The following is a 12,252-nucleotide window of genomic DNA, read 5'->3' as shown; positions in this document are numbered from 1 at the left end:
CGGGTGAGGCCGGGCGGGTGGGGCCCGGGCGGGTGGGGCTCAGGCCGTCGCGGCCAGCTCGCTCGCGACCGGCTTCTCCAGGTGCACGAAGCTCAGCCGGCTGCTGACCTGCTCGACCGAGGTCTGCCGGTAGCCCTGGCGGGCGTACAGCCGCAGGTTGCCGAGGCTGCGGTGGCCGGTGAACAGCCGGTAGGCCGTCACCGGGCGACTGTCCTCGGCCATCCTGCGCTCCAACGCCTCCAGGAGCCTGCCGCCCAGGCCGTGCCGCTGCATCCGGGGGTGGACCACCAGACGCCCTATCCGGCCGATGCCCTCGGCGTCGACATGGCCGCGGACGACGCCCACCACCTCGTCGCCCAGGCGGGCGACCAGGACGTGCTGCTCGGTCAGTTCGGTGCGGAGGCTCTCCAGGCTCTGGGTCAGGGGCTCGATCGCCCAGTCGCCGTACAGCTCCGCCTCGGGCTGGTAGCCCAGGTACTGGAGCTTGAGGATCTGCTCCGCGTCCTCGGCCGCAGCGGCCGAGATGATCACGCTCATGCCCATGTGGAGGGGCCTCCCCAGTCATCGTGCCCGGCGCGCAGAGGGTGGCGCGCCCACGCTCAGTATCCGAGCGTGTGCGCCACCGTCAAGAGTGACGTTCGCCAGCGTGCTACCCGGGTGTCAGGTTCCCTCAACCTTCGGAGGGGCAGACGTGGCAAGGGTCACGCCGCAGTGGGGGCGGGACGCGGCGGGCCCGAGAGGGTGCGGGAGGTGGGGGCACCCGGGTCAGGTGGTCACGCAGCGCGAGTCGGGCCGGGCGCGGTCACGGGTAGCGCTCGGCGTGGAGGAGGAGGCGCAGGCAGGCCAGGCAGCGGGAGCGGGTGGGACCGATGGAGCCGCGCGGCATGCCGAGGCGCTCGGAGAGTTCGCGGTACGTCGGTGGCGGGTCCTCGGCGAGGGCGGCGATCAGCTGGGGGCAGCGGCCGGGCAGGGCGGCGACGGTCTCGCGGACCACGCGGCGGCGGTGTTCGGCGAGGTAGACGTCCTCGGCGGAGGGGACGGACGGAAGGGGGGTGCACACACCGTGGATGACGGGCCCGGGCGGGGCCGGTTACGCCCGGGCCGGGGCGCGCACGCGGGAGGGGCGCGCCGGTCGGCCCGCCGCGCCCCTCCCCCGCCGCCCCAGGGGTCAGCCCTGGGCGACCCACTCCTGCTGCCGCGCCAGGTCCGCCTTCACCTCGGCGAGCTGGACCGCGACGGCCGAGGGGGCGGTGCCGCCGCGCCCGTTGCGGGCGGCGATGGCGCCGTGCACGCTGAGCACCGAGCGGACCTCGGGGGTCAGGTGCTCGGAGATCGAGGCGAACCGCTCGTCCGTCAGGTCCCCCAGCTCGATGCCCTCGGCCTCGCAGACCTTGACGCAGGCCCCGGCGACCTCGTGCGCGACCCGGAACGGCACGCCCTGCTTGACCAGCCACTCGGCGATGTCGGTGGCGAGCGAGAAGCCGGCCGGGGCCAGCTCCTCCAGCCGCTCCCGGTGCACGGTGAGGGTGGCCATCATCCCGGTGAAGGCGGGCAGCAGCACCTCCAGCGTGTCGCAGGAGTCGAAGACCGGCTCCTTGTCCTCCTGGAGGTCCCGGTTGTAGGCGAGCGGCAGCGCCTTGAGGGTGGCCAGCAGGCCGGTCAGGTTGCCGATCAGCCGACCGGACTTGCCGCGGGCGAGCTCGGCGATGTCCGGGTTCTTCTTCTGCGGCATGATCGAGGAGCCGGTGGAGAAGGCGTCGTGCAGGGTGATGAAGCCGAACTCCTTGGTGTTCCAGATGATCACCTCCTCCGCGATCCGGGAGAGGTTGACGCCGATCATCGCGGTGACGAAGGCGAATTCGGCGACGAAGTCGCGCGAGGCGGTGCCGTCGATGGAGTTGCCGACCGAGCCGCCCTCGAAGCCGAGGTCGGCGGCGACGGCCTCCGGGTCGAGACCGAGCGAGGAACCGGCCAGCGCGCCGGAGCCGTACGGGGAGACGGCGGTGCGGGCGTCCCACTGGCGCAGCCGCTCGGCGTCCCGGCCGAGGGCCTGCACGTGCGCGAGGACGTGGTGGGCGAAGAGCACCGGCTGGGCGTGCTGGAGGTGGGTGCGGCCCGGCATGGCGGTGTCCGGGTGCGCCTCGGCGAGGCCGACCAGGGCGTGCTGGAGGTCGAGCAGCAGGCCGCCGATGGTCCTGGCGTGGTCCCGCAGGTACATCCGGAACAGGGTGGCGATCTGGTCGTTGCGCGAGCGCCCGGCCCGCAGCTTGCCGCCGAGGTCGGCGCCGAGGCGCTCCAGCAGGCCGCGCTCCAGGGCGGTGTGGACGTCCTCGTCGGCGACGGTGCCGACGAAGGCCCCCGACCGGACGTCGGTGAGCAGCTGGTCGAGTCCGGCCAGCATGCCGGACAGCTCCTCGTCGGAGAGCAGGCCGGCCCGGTGGAGCACCCGGGCGTGGGCCCTGGAGCCGGCGATGTCGTACGGGGCGAGGCGCCAGTCGAAGTGGACGGAGGCCGAGAGCCTGGCCAGCGCCTCGGACGGGCCGTCGGCGAAGCGCGCGCCCCAGAGGCGGACGTCGGAGGACTGCTGGGCGGTCATCGCGGGGGCTCCTTACACTTGTGCAGTGGGTGGCATAAGTATGCATCACGCCGTATGAAACACAAAACCCCTGCCGCGGGGCTCCGCGGCAGGGGTTCGGGGTCGGGCAGGTGCTACTGCGCCTTGGCCTGGGCGAGTTGCATGAGGTGGTCGGCCAGCGCCTGGCCGCCGGCGGCGTCGCGGCTGATCAGCAGCACGGTGTCGTCGCCCGCGATGGTGCCGATGATCTCGAACACCTCGGCCTGGTCGATGGCCGAGGCGAGGAACTGCGCGGCCCCCGGCGGGGTGCGCAGCACGACCAGGTTGCCGGAGGCGGTGGCGGAGACCATGAGCTCGCCGGCCAGCCGGGCCATCCGGCCCTCGCTGGCCGACTCCCCCATCGGCGCGCGCGGCGTGCGGTCGCCGCCCTCGGCCGGGACGGCGTAGATCAGCGCGCCGTCCCGGTTGCGGATCTTGACCGCGCCCAGCTCGTCCAGGTCCCGGGAGAGGGTGGCCTGGGTGACCACGAGTCCGTCGTCGGCGAGCAGCTTCGCGAGCTGACTCTGCGAACGCACGGGCTGGCGGGTGAGCAGGTCCACGATCCGCCGGTGGCGCGCGGTGCGGGTCTGCGGGACCTGCGGCGTCGGGCCGGCGGCGGACGGGCCGGAGCGGGAATCGGTCATGTGATTATTCTCCCGGACGACGGTCAACTCGCATCGGCCGGGGCGCTCTCGCGCACCGTCCGGAGGATGCCCGGCAGCGCGGCGAGGAAGGCGTCCGCCTCCTGCTCGGTGAGCACCAGCGGCGGAGCCAGCCGTACGGCGTCCGGGACGGCGGCGTTGACCAGGAAGCCCGCCTGCTGGGCGGCGGCCTGGATCAGGGCGGAGACCGGCCGCGTGAGCACGATGCCGAGCAGCAGTCCGGCCCCGCGCACGTGCGAGACCAGCGGGTCGCCGATCGCCTCGACGCCGTGCCGCAGCCGGTCGCCGATCTTGCGGACGTGCTCCAGCAGGCCCTCGGACTCGATGGTGTCCAGCACCGCGAGTCCGGCCGCGGCGGCCACCGGGTTGCCGCCGAAGGTGGTGCCGTGCTGGCCCGGCGTGAGCAGCTCGGCGGCCTCACCGAAGGCCAGCACCGCGCCCATCGGCAGTCCGCCGCCGAGCGCCTTGGCCAGGGTGACGACGTCGGGCTCGACGCCCTCGAAGGCCTGGTGGGCGAACCAGTAGCCGGTACGGCCGATGCCGGTCTGGATCTCGTCCAGGACCAGCAGGGTGCCGGTGGCCCGGGTGATCGCGCGGGCTGCCTCGAGGTAGCCCTCGGGCAGCGGGATCGCGCCGTTCTCGCCCTGGACCGGCTCCAGGAAGACGGCGGCGGTCTCCGTGGTGACGGCGGCGCGCAGCGCCTCGACGTCGCCGAACGGGACGTGGGTGACGTCGCCGGGCAGCGGGCGGAACGGGTCCTGCTTGGCGGGCTGGCCGGTGAGCGCGAGGGCGCCCATCGTCCGGCCGTGGAAGCCGCCCTGGAGGGCGACCAGGTGGGTGCGGCCGGTGCGCCGGCTGATCTTGAAGGCGGCCTCGTTGGCCTCGGCGCCGGAGTTGCAGAAGAACACCCGGCCGCCCTCGCGTCCGTCCAGCTTCAGCAGCCGCTCGGCGAGGGCGATGGTCGGCTCGGCCATGAAGAGGTTGGAGACGTGGCCGAGGGTGGCGATCTGCTTGCTGACGGCCTCGACGACCGCCGGGTGGGCGGTGCCGAGGGCGTTGACGGCGATGCCGCCGAGCAGGTCGGTGTACTCCTTGCCGTCCGCGTCCCAGAGCTTGGCGCCCTCGCCGCGCACCAGCGGGATCCGGGGGGTGCCGTAGTTGTCGGTGAAGCTGTGCTGCCACCGGTCGGTGAGCTGCTCGTTGTGCGTCATGCCAGTCCCCCGGTCACGGTCGGTTCGTCGTCCGGCACGACCATCGTGCCGATGCCCTCGTCGGTGAAGATCTCCAGCAGCAGGCTGTGCTGCACCCGGCCGTCCAGCACGCGGGCGGTGCCCACGCCGGAGCGGACGGCGCGCAGGCAGCCCTCCATCTTGGGGAGCATGCCGCTGGCCAGACCGGGCAGCAGCGTCTCCAGTTCAGTGGCGTTGAGCTGGCTGATCACGTCGTCGGAGTTCGGCCAGTCCTTGTACAGGCCCTCGACGTCGGTCAGCACCACCAGCATCTCGGCGCCGAGGGCGACCGCCAGGGCGGCGGCCGCGGTGTCGGCGTTGATGTTGTACACGTGGCCGTCGGCGCCGCGGGCGATCGAGGAGATGACCGGGATCCGGCCGTCGGCGATCAGCGCCTTCACGGCGCCGGCCTCGATGTTGACGATGTCGCCGACCAGGCCGATGTCGACCTGTTCGCCGTCGACCACCGCGTAGCGCTTGACGGCCGTCATGGTGTGGGCGTCCTCGCCGGTCATGCCGACGGCGAACGGGCCGTGCTCGTTGAGCAGGCCGACCAGCTCGCGCTGGACCTGACCGGCCAGCACCATCCGGACCACGTCCATGGTCTCGGGGGTGGTGACGCGCAGGCCGTTGGTGAAGTTGGACTCCAGGCCGAGCCTGTCCAGCTGGGCGCTGATCTGCGGGCCGCCGCCGTGCACCACGACGGGGTGCAGCCCGGCGTAGCGGAGGAAGACGACGTCCTGGGCGAAGGCCGCCTTGAGGCTCTCGTCGACCATGGCGTTGCCGCCGAACTTGATCACGATGGTCTTGCCGTGGAAGCGCTCCAGCCAGGGCAGCGCCTCGATCAGCGTCATGGCCTTGGGCAACGCGGTGTTGTTGCGGGCCTGTTCGCCCTTGGGTGCGATCTGCACGGGATTCCCTCGTCGGAACGGATGTCGCGGATCAGCGGGTGGGTGGCTCGGCGGATCAGCTCGCGGTGGATCGGCCCGGCGGATCGGGTCGCGGCGGATCGACGCTCGGCGGATCAGCTGGAGTAGGCGCTGTTCTCGTGGACGTAGTCGGCCGTGAGGTCGTTGGTCCACAGCGAGGCGCCGGCCGTACCGGCGTTGAGGTTCGCGGTGATGACGACGTCGCGGGCCTTCATGTCCACCAGCTCGCGGTCCTCGCCCACGCCGCCGTCCTTGCAGACCCAGACGCCGTTGATGGCCACGTCGAGGCGGTCGGGGTCGAAGGCGGCGCTGGTGGTGCCGATCGCGGACAGCACCCGGCCCCAGTTGGGGTCCTCGCCGTGGATGGCGCACTTGAGCAGGTTGTTGCGGCTGATCGTGCGGGCGACCTCGACGGCCTCGTCCTCGGTGGCGGCGCCGGTGACGTCGATCCGGATGTCCTTGCTGGCGCCCTCGGCGTCGCCGATCAGCTGGCGGGCCAGGTCGGCGCTGACGGTGCGGACGGCCTCGGCGAACTCGGCCCGGTCCGGGGTGATGCCGCTGGCACCGGAGGCGAGCAGCAGCACGGTGTCGTTGGTCGACATGCAGCCGTCGGAGTCGATCCGGTCGAAGGTGGTGCGGGTGGCGCCGCGCAGCGCCGCGTCCAGATCGGCGGCGTCCAGGTCGGCGTCGGTGGTGAGCACGACCAGCATGGTGGCCAGGCTCGGGGCGAGCATGCCCGCGCCCTTGGCCATGCCGCCGACCGTCCAGCCGGCCGGGCTGGTGAACTGGGCGGTCTTGTGCACGGTGTCGGTGGTCTTGATGGCGATCGCGGCGGCCTCGCCGCCGGTCTCGCTGAGCTGCCCGGCGGCCAGGGTGACGCCGGGCAGCAGGACGTCCATCGGCAGCCGGACGCCGATCAGGCCGGTGGAGGCGACGGCGACCTCGCCGGAGTTGAGCTCCAGCTCCGCGGCGACGTGCTCCGCGGTGGCGTGGGTGTCCTGGAAGCCGGCCGGGCCGGTGCAGGCGTTGGCGCCACCGGAGTTGAGGACGACGGCGGAGACCCGGCCGCCCTTCAGGACCTGCTGGGACCAGAGCACGGGCGCGGCCTTGACCCGGTTGGCGGTGAAGACGCCGGCCGCGGCGAGCGAGGGGCCGTCGTTGACCACCAGGGCGAGGTCCGGGGTGCCGGAGGCCTTGATGCCCGCGGTCACGCCGGCGGCGCGGAAGCCCTTGGCGGCGGTCACGCCGGTGTTCTGGGTGGTCACGGTGCGACTCCGTTCAGCGGAAGGCCCAGCTCCTCGGGCAGGCCGAGGGCGATGTTCATGCTCTGCACCGCGCCGCCCGCGGTGCCCTTGACGAGGTTGTCGATCGCGCTGATCGCGATGATCCGCCCGGCGGCGGCGTCCAGGGCGACCTGGACCAGGGCGGTGTTGGCGCCGTAGACGCTGCTGGTCTGCGGCCACTGCCCCTCGGGCAGCAGGTGGACGAAGGGCTCGTCCTCGTACGCCTCGGCGTAGGCGGCGCGCAGGCTCTCGGCGCTCACGCCCGGCTTCGCCTTGGCGGAGCAGGTGGCGAGGATGCCGCGCGGCATCGGGACGAGGGTGGGTGTGAAGGAGACCGTCACCGGCTCTCCGGCGACCGGGGTGAGGTTCTGCACCATCTCCGGGGTGTGCCGGTGCACGCCGCCGACGCCGTACGGGCTGACGCTGCCCATGACCTCGCTGCCGAGCAGGTGCGGCTTGGCGGCCTTGCCGGCGCCGGAGGTGCCGGACGCGGCGACCACCACGGCCTCCGGCTCGGCGAGCCGGGACGCGTACGCCGGGAAGAGCGCCAGGGAGACGGCCGTCGGGTAGCAGCCGGGCACGGCGATCCGGTTGGTGCCCTTCAACACGGCGCGGTGGCCGGGGAGTTCGGGCAGGCCGTAGGGCCAGGTGCCGGCGTGGGCGGTGCCGTAGAACTGCTCCCAGTCGGCGGCGGCCCTGAGCCGGAAGTCGGCGCCGCAGTCGACCACCAGGACGTTCTGGCCGAGGGCCTCGGCGACGGCGGCGGACTGGCCGTGCGGCAGCGCCAGGAACACCACGTCGTGGTCGGCGAGCACCTCGGGGGTGGTGGGCTGGAGGACGCGGTCGGCCAGCGGGACCAGGTGCGGCTGCAGCGCGCCCAGTCTGCTGCCCGCGTTGGAGCCGCCGGTCAGCGCCCCGATCTCCACCTCGGGGTGGCCGAGCAGCAGACGCAGCACCTCGCCGCCCGCGTATCCGCTCGCGCCGGCGACGGCGACTTGCAATGCCATGGCGTTCCTCCTTCGTCGTGGCATGAATATACGCGGGAGGGAAAATCCATGCAAGACTGGATGGAGTTCGGACAGGCGCGACGGTTGCCGGGATCGAAGTGGTGGTCGCGGACGTGCCCCGAGTGGCGGCGGCGCCCCGCTGCGGGTTACCGCTTGACCGCGCGCAGCACCACGAACTTGGGGTTCCCGGCGACGAGTTGGCAGTTGCCGAACAGCTTGCGCAGCTTCACGTGGTACCCGAGGTGCCGGTTGCCGACCACCCAGAGTTCGCCACCGGGCCGCAGCGCCCGCCGGGCACCGCTGAACATCCGCCAGGCGGTGGCGTCGGTGGTGGCCTGGTGGGAGTGGAACGGCGGGTTGTTGAGCACCAGGTCCACCGAGCCGGCGGCGAACACCGCCGGGTCGAGCGCGTCGGCGGTGCGGAACTCGGCCGGGGCGTCCGGGCCCAGGTTGGCGCGGAAGGTCTCCTCGGCGGAGGCCACCGCCTGGTGGGACTCGTCCACGAACACCAGCTCGGCACCCGGCCCGGTCAGCGCGGCGGCCGTACCGACGACGCCGTTGCCGCAGCCGAGGTCGACCACCCGGGCCCCGGCGGCGGGGGTGGGCAGGTGGGCCAGGAAGAAACGGGTGCCGATGTCGAGCCGCTCGGCGCAGAAGGTGCCGGCGTGGTTGACCACGGTACGGCCGGCGGCGGCCCCGATGTCCGGCGGCAGCGCGTAGCGGTGCGGCCACGGGCTGGGGCCGGGGTCGAGCGCCGGGTCGGGGGTGCAGAAGATCAGCCGGGCCTTGCGGACGGCCAGCGAGGTGCGGGTCGGGCCGAGGACCTTCTCGAACAGCTGCAGGGTGGAGGTGTGGATCTCGGTCACCATGCCGGTGCCGACCACGACGGTGCCGGGGTGGATCGCCGGGGCGAGCCGGTGCAACTGGTCCTCCAGCAGGGCCAGGCTCTTGGGGACGCGCACCAGCAGGACGTCGATCCGCTCCGGCGGGGTGTCCCGGGTGGTGAGCAGCCGGGCCTCGTCGACGGCGGCGCCGGCCCGGGCCAGGTTCTCCCGGGTGGCCTGCCGGCCGAGGTGGGAGTCGGTGATCTGGACCGGCCCGTACGGCGCCAGCGCGGTGGTGAGCGCGCCCCAGCGGTCGCCGAGGACGGCGATCCGACGGCCGGCCAGCTCGGTGGCCACGCCGTCGGCGCTGTCGGCCTCGCCGGCGAGGTGGCGCAGCAGGTACTCGTCGGCGGCGTCCCAGGCCCGCAACCGCTCGCGCGGGTCCGCCGGGAAGCGGGTGAGGTCGAGGGCGCCCCAGGGCGTGGCGAACGAGGTGGCCGGCGCGGGTTCGGCGGGCGTGGTCTGCGGATTCATCGTGTTCTCAGGCTATCCGAAGGCCACCCGGGAAGGGTTCGGGCAGATACTGGAAGTGCCCGACCGAGAGGGGTGAGGGCAATGGACTGGAAACTCGAAGTCGTGGTGGTCCCGGTGGCGGACGTGGACCGCGCCAAGCTCTTCTACGAGGAGCAGGCCGGCTTCACGGTGGACCACGACACCCGGCTGCGTGACGGGATCCGGGTGGTCCAGCTGACTCCCCCGGGTTCGCACTGCTCCATCGTGGTGGGCACCGGGGTGATCGACGCGGCGCCCGGCTCGGTGAAGGGGCTCCAGCTGGTGGTGGCCGACATAGAGAAGGCGCACGCGGAACTGGCGGCGCGCGGCGTCGAGGTCAGCCCGGTCCAGCACTTCGTGGCGGGGACGCGGGTGGACGGACACGGCGAGACCTGGAACAACTTCGTGTTCTTCAACGACCCGGACGGCAACGGCTGGGCCGTCCAGGAGGCGCCCGCGGCGGCTTAGACCGCGGGGGCCGGGCCCGCGGTGGCTCGGCAGGCAGCGGCTGGGCCCGCGGTGGCCGGGCCCGCGACACCGGACGCGGCTTGGATAGGCTCCGGGGATGGCTGAACACGAGGGAAGCGTGCGGGTGGACGTCTGGATCTGGTCCGTCCGCCTGGCCAAGACGCGCTCGCTGGCCGCGGCCGCCTGCAAGGCCGGCCACGTACGGGTGAACGGCGAGCGGGCCAAGCCCGCCCAGACGCTCAAGCCCGGGGACGAGGTCCGGGTCCGCGAGGAGGGCTACGAACGGGTCGTCGAGGTGCGGAAGCTGATCCGCAAGCGGGTCGGTGCGCCGGTCGCGGCGGAGTGCCTGATCGACAACAGCCCGCCGCGACCGCCGCGCGAGCTCACGGCACCGGTCTTCGAGCGGGACCGCGGCGCGGGCCGCCCGACCAAGCGGGAGCGCCGCGACCTGGACCAGCTGCGCCGGCGGTGACCGGCCGCCGCGCTACGCCGCCACCGTGTCGGTGAGCACCCGGGCCAGGAAGGCGTCGAGGTTGAGCACCGTACGGGCGATCTGGTCCTCCAGCGGCATCGACTCGTCGGGCCGGGTGACCAGGGTGGACTTCTTCAGCCCGCGGACGTAGAGCGAACAGGCCAGGTCGGCGCAGATGTACGTGCCCACGGTGTTGCCCTCGCGCCCGGCGGCCCCGGCCCGGCGGGCGGCCAGCAGCGCGACGCCCGACCCGGCGTGCGCGGTGATGCACAGCGAGCACACGTTGGTCTTGGTCAGGCTGCGCCGGACCGTCGGCGAGCGCAGCGTCACCCCGACCAGCTCGCCCCCGTACGGCGCCACCAGGTATGCCCGGTCGGGCGCGCCCTGGTCCCGCCAGCCGAGGAAGTCCAGGCTCTCCCAAGGCAGTTCGGCCAGGCCCCGGGGCAGGTTGAGCCGACCGGCCTCGCCCTTGGAGCAGTTGACGAAGGACGCGCGGATCTCTGGGTCACTGAGGGGTTCCATGGCGCGGAAGCTAGCACCGTCCGCCGGGCGCTGTCGCGTCAATTTCGCCCGGTACGCACCGGATGGGCGGCCTGCAGCGCGAGCCGCCGGGGGGCGTCCTCGCCGATCGTGGTGAGCAGGTCGTCCAGGGCGAGGAAGGCCTCCCAGCGTTCCCGGCCGGTGGCCTCGGCGAGCCGGTCGACCACCAGGTCCTCCAGGTCGCGGACGCGCCTGTTCTTCCAGGCCTTGTCGGCCAGGCTGACCAGCAGCTCCTCGGTGGTGGTGCCGGGCTCGCCCCAACTCGCGTGACTGCGGGCGAAGCGGGCCAGCGGCTCGGCGACGCCGTGCGCCAACAGCAGGGCGTGACCCGCGGGTTCGTGCGCGGAGCCCGGTCCGGAGAGCTCTTCGGGGTGGATGACTTTGCCGATGTCGTGGGTGGCGGCGCCGAAGCGGACGGCCTCGCGGTCGAAGGCCAGGCCCTCCGCGGCGCAGAATCCGGCGATCTGCTCGGCGACCTGGTGCACGAGCGCGAGGTGGGCGACCAGCCGGGGCGGGGCGTCGACGGCCCGCAGCAGTTCGGCGGCTCCGGTCGGCAGGGGCGGGAGCGGCGGCAGTGCGGTGGTCATGCCGCACGGCATCCGCTCGGGTGAGGGGTTGTCAGCGCCCGGCCGCGGTCTGCGATCGGCCGGTCCCGGCGCCGGAGGGGGCGCCGGGACGGGCCGTGCTCACGCTTCCGAGGCCGTCACGGCCTCACGCCGTCACGGGCTTCACGCCTGCCCGGCCGCACGCCTTCACGCCGTCACGCCTTGACCGCGACGCCCGCGTACGCGGAGACGTCCTGCCAGCCCTCCGGCAGCTCGGTGGTGCGGACGTGCCCCGCGGTCGGGCGCCAGAGCGGCAGCTGGACGAGCCCGGGGCCGACGAACTCGAAGTCGCCGAAGAAGGGTTCGACTCCCGCCCGGGGCCGCAGCACCAGCGGGGCGCTGGCGCTCCGGTAGATCCGGGTGCCCTCGGCGGCACTCTCGCGGGAGGCGAAGTCGGGGCTGCCGTGGGAGAGGATCAGGGCGCTGCCGGGAGCGAGCGCGTCGCGCAGGGTGCGGACGATCCGCTCGGCGCCGTCCTCGTCGCGGATGAAGTGCAGGACGGCGACGAGCATCAGCGCGACGGGCCGGGAGAGGTCGACGGCGGCGGCCAGCGCGGGGTGGCCGAGGATCGCCTCCGGGTCGCGCAGGTCGGCCTCGATGACCGAGGTGTGTCCGGCCGGGTGGCCGGCCAGCAGGGCGCGGGCGTGGGTCGCGACGATCGGGTCGTTGTCCACGTACACGACCCGGGCGTCCGGGGCCACCCGCTGGGCGACCTCGCTGGTGGAGCCCACGGCGGGGATCCCGGTGCCGATGTCGATGAACTGGCGGATCCCCCGGCCCGCCGCGAACTCGACGGCCCGGCCGAGGAACTGCCGGTTGGTGCGGGCCAGCAGCGGCAGCGCCGGGTAGGCGGCTATCGCGGCCTGGGCGGCCTTGCGGTCCGCCTCGAAGTTGTCCTTGCCGCCCAGGTAGTAGTCGTACATCCGGGCGGTGTGCGGGACGCCGGTGTCGAGTTCGCTCGGCGGCTGCCAGTCGTCGGCTCTGGCCCACTCCCAGCCGGTGCGGCTGTCCCGGTCGGTGGCCGCGGTGGCCGCGGTGTCCTCGTGCATCCTGTTCCGCCCCCAATG

At 73.4% G+C, this 12,252-nt stretch carries 14 protein-coding genes; 2 read left to right on the top strand and 12 right to left on the bottom strand.

What is annotated here, in order from left to right; genetic code table 11:
* Positions 1 to 39 precede the first annotated feature (39 nt).
* The 9 genes from HS99_RS22760 to HS99_RS22720 all read right to left on the bottom strand — a co-directional run bounded on the left by HS99_RS22760 (position 40) and on the right by HS99_RS22720 (position 9,082).
* Positions 40 to 543: a GNAT family N-acetyltransferase gene (locus HS99_RS22760; protein ID WP_030286281.1), complete on the bottom strand. Its 504-nt coding sequence runs from the start codon at positions 541 to 543 to the stop codon at positions 40 to 42.
* 259 nt (positions 544 to 802) lie between these two features.
* Positions 803 to 1,060 carry a sigma-70 RNA polymerase sigma factor region 4 domain-containing protein gene (locus HS99_RS22755; protein ID WP_050366885.1) on the bottom strand — a complete coding sequence of 86 codons (258 nt, stop codon included), beginning with the start codon at positions 1,058 to 1,060 and terminating at the stop codon, positions 803 to 805.
* Between the two features lie 108 nt (positions 1,061 to 1,168).
* Positions 1,169 to 2,596 carry an argininosuccinate lyase gene (gene argH / locus HS99_RS22750; protein ID WP_030553631.1) on the bottom strand — a complete coding sequence of 476 codons (1,428 nt, stop codon included), beginning with the start codon at positions 2,594 to 2,596 and terminating at the stop codon, positions 1,169 to 1,171.
* A 113-nt stretch (positions 2,597 to 2,709) separates the two neighbouring features.
* Positions 2,710 to 3,258, bottom strand: coding sequence for an arginine repressor (locus tag HS99_RS22745; RefSeq protein WP_030286274.1), 549 nt, complete (start codon positions 3,256 to 3,258; stop codon positions 2,710 to 2,712).
* 23 nt (positions 3,259 to 3,281) lie between these two features.
* The gene (locus tag HS99_RS22740) at positions 3,282 to 4,487 is read right to left on the bottom strand and encodes an acetylornithine transaminase (RefSeq protein WP_030286272.1); all 1,206 of its coding nucleotides are present in this window, start codon (positions 4,485 to 4,487) and stop codon (positions 3,282 to 3,284) included.
* On the bottom strand, positions 4,484 to 5,359 hold the full coding sequence (gene argB / locus HS99_RS22735) for an acetylglutamate kinase (RefSeq protein ID WP_046386506.1): 876 nt from the start codon (positions 5,357 to 5,359) through the stop codon (positions 4,484 to 4,486). The genes HS99_RS22740 and argB overlap by 4 nt, the downstream gene beginning before the upstream one ends.
* Before the next feature lie 170 nt (positions 5,360 to 5,529).
* Positions 5,530 to 6,699, bottom strand: coding sequence for a bifunctional glutamate N-acetyltransferase/amino-acid acetyltransferase ArgJ (argJ, locus tag HS99_RS22730; protein ID WP_167344942.1), 1,170 nt, complete (start codon positions 6,697 to 6,699; stop codon positions 5,530 to 5,532).
* On the bottom strand, positions 6,696 to 7,724 hold the full coding sequence (argC, locus tag HS99_RS22725; protein WP_030286268.1) for an N-acetyl-gamma-glutamyl-phosphate reductase: 1,029 nt from the start codon (positions 7,722 to 7,724) through the stop codon (positions 6,696 to 6,698). The genes argJ and argC overlap by 4 nt, the downstream gene beginning before the upstream one ends.
* Before the next feature lie 146 nt (positions 7,725 to 7,870).
* Positions 7,871 to 9,082 (bottom strand): methyltransferase, encoded by a 1,212-nt coding sequence (locus HS99_RS22720; RefSeq protein ID WP_050366884.1) that lies wholly within the window; start codon positions 9,080 to 9,082, stop codon positions 7,871 to 7,873.
* 81 nt (positions 9,083 to 9,163) lie between these two features.
* Here HS99_RS22720 and HS99_RS22715 point away from each other — a divergent pair, with 81 nt between their 5' ends.
* Both HS99_RS22715 and HS99_RS22710 read left to right on the top strand, forming a co-directional pair.
* Entirely contained in the window at positions 9,164 to 9,568 is a 405-nt protein-coding gene (locus HS99_RS22715) for a VOC family protein (protein WP_030553625.1), read from the top strand.
* Positions 9,569 to 9,665: 97 nt separating this feature from the next.
* Positions 9,666 to 10,040, top strand: coding sequence for an RNA-binding S4 domain-containing protein (locus tag HS99_RS22710; protein WP_030286262.1), 375 nt, complete (start codon positions 9,666 to 9,668; stop codon positions 10,038 to 10,040).
* Between the two features lie 12 nt (positions 10,041 to 10,052).
* On the opposite strand, the gene HS99_RS22705 is transcribed toward HS99_RS22710, so the two are convergent.
* The 3 genes from HS99_RS22705 to HS99_RS22695 form a co-directional block, all read right to left on the bottom strand.
* Complete coding sequence (locus HS99_RS22705) at positions 10,053 to 10,562, bottom strand: FBP domain-containing protein (protein ID WP_030553623.1); 510 nt, start codon at positions 10,560 to 10,562, stop codon at positions 10,053 to 10,055.
* Positions 10,563 to 10,600: 38 nt separating this feature from the next.
* The gene (locus tag HS99_RS22700; protein ID WP_030286258.1) at positions 10,601 to 11,167 is read right to left on the bottom strand and encodes an HD domain-containing protein; all 567 of its coding nucleotides are present in this window, start codon (positions 11,165 to 11,167) and stop codon (positions 10,601 to 10,603) included.
* 173 nt (positions 11,168 to 11,340) lie between these two features.
* Positions 11,341 to 12,234 (bottom strand): SAM-dependent methyltransferase, encoded by an 894-nt coding sequence (locus HS99_RS22695; RefSeq protein ID WP_078656723.1) that lies wholly within the window; start codon positions 12,232 to 12,234, stop codon positions 11,341 to 11,343.
* Between the last annotated feature and the right edge of the window lie 18 nt (positions 12,235 to 12,252).

It is taken from the genome of Kitasatospora aureofaciens, assembly GCF_001188955.3.
Classification (GTDB): Bacteria; Actinomycetota; Actinomycetes; order Streptomycetales; family Streptomycetaceae; genus Kitasatospora; species Kitasatospora aureofaciens.
This window is presented reverse-complemented; position numbering and strand designations above follow the sequence as displayed.

What these genes read in the sequence shown, in the direction of transcription:
- HS99_RS22745 (WP_030286274.1), bottom strand. Translation starts at nt 3,258, where the DNA reads ATGACCGATTCCCGCTCCGGCCCGTCCGCCGCCGGCCCGACGCCGCAG.
- HS99_RS22740 (WP_030286272.1), bottom strand. Translation starts at nt 4,487, where the DNA reads ATGACGCACAACGAGCAGCTCACCGACCGGTGGCAGCACAGCTTCACC.
- argB (WP_046386506.1), bottom strand. Translation starts at nt 5,359, where the DNA reads ATGACGCTGATCGAGGCGCTGCCCTGGCTGGAGCGCTTCCACGGCAAG.
- HS99_RS22695 (WP_078656723.1), bottom strand. Translation starts at nt 12,234, where the DNA reads ATGCACGAGGACACCGCGGCCACCGCGGCCACCGACCGGGACAGCCGC.
- HS99_RS22760 (WP_030286281.1), bottom strand. Translation starts at nt 543, where the DNA reads ATGGGCATGAGCGTGATCATCTCGGCCGCTGCGGCCGAGGACGCGGAG.
- argC (WP_030286268.1), bottom strand. Translation starts at nt 7,724, where the DNA reads ATGGCATTGCAAGTCGCCGTCGCCGGCGCGAGCGGATACGCGGGCGGC.
- HS99_RS22720 (WP_050366884.1), bottom strand. Translation starts at nt 9,082, where the DNA reads ATGAATCCGCAGACCACGCCCGCCGAACCCGCGCCGGCCACCTCGTTC.
- HS99_RS22710 (WP_030286262.1), top strand. Translation starts at nt 9,666, where the DNA reads ATGGCTGAACACGAGGGAAGCGTGCGGGTGGACGTCTGGATCTGGTCC.
- argH (WP_030553631.1), bottom strand. Translation starts at nt 2,596, where the DNA reads ATGACCGCCCAGCAGTCCTCCGACGTCCGCCTCTGGGGCGCGCGCTTC.
- HS99_RS22715 (WP_030553625.1), top strand. Translation starts at nt 9,164, where the DNA reads ATGGACTGGAAACTCGAAGTCGTGGTGGTCCCGGTGGCGGACGTGGAC.
- HS99_RS22705 (WP_030553623.1), bottom strand. Translation starts at nt 10,562, where the DNA reads ATGGAACCCCTCAGTGACCCAGAGATCCGCGCGTCCTTCGTCAACTGC.
- HS99_RS22700 (WP_030286258.1), bottom strand. Translation starts at nt 11,167, where the DNA reads ATGACCACCGCACTGCCGCCGCTCCCGCCCCTGCCGACCGGAGCCGCC.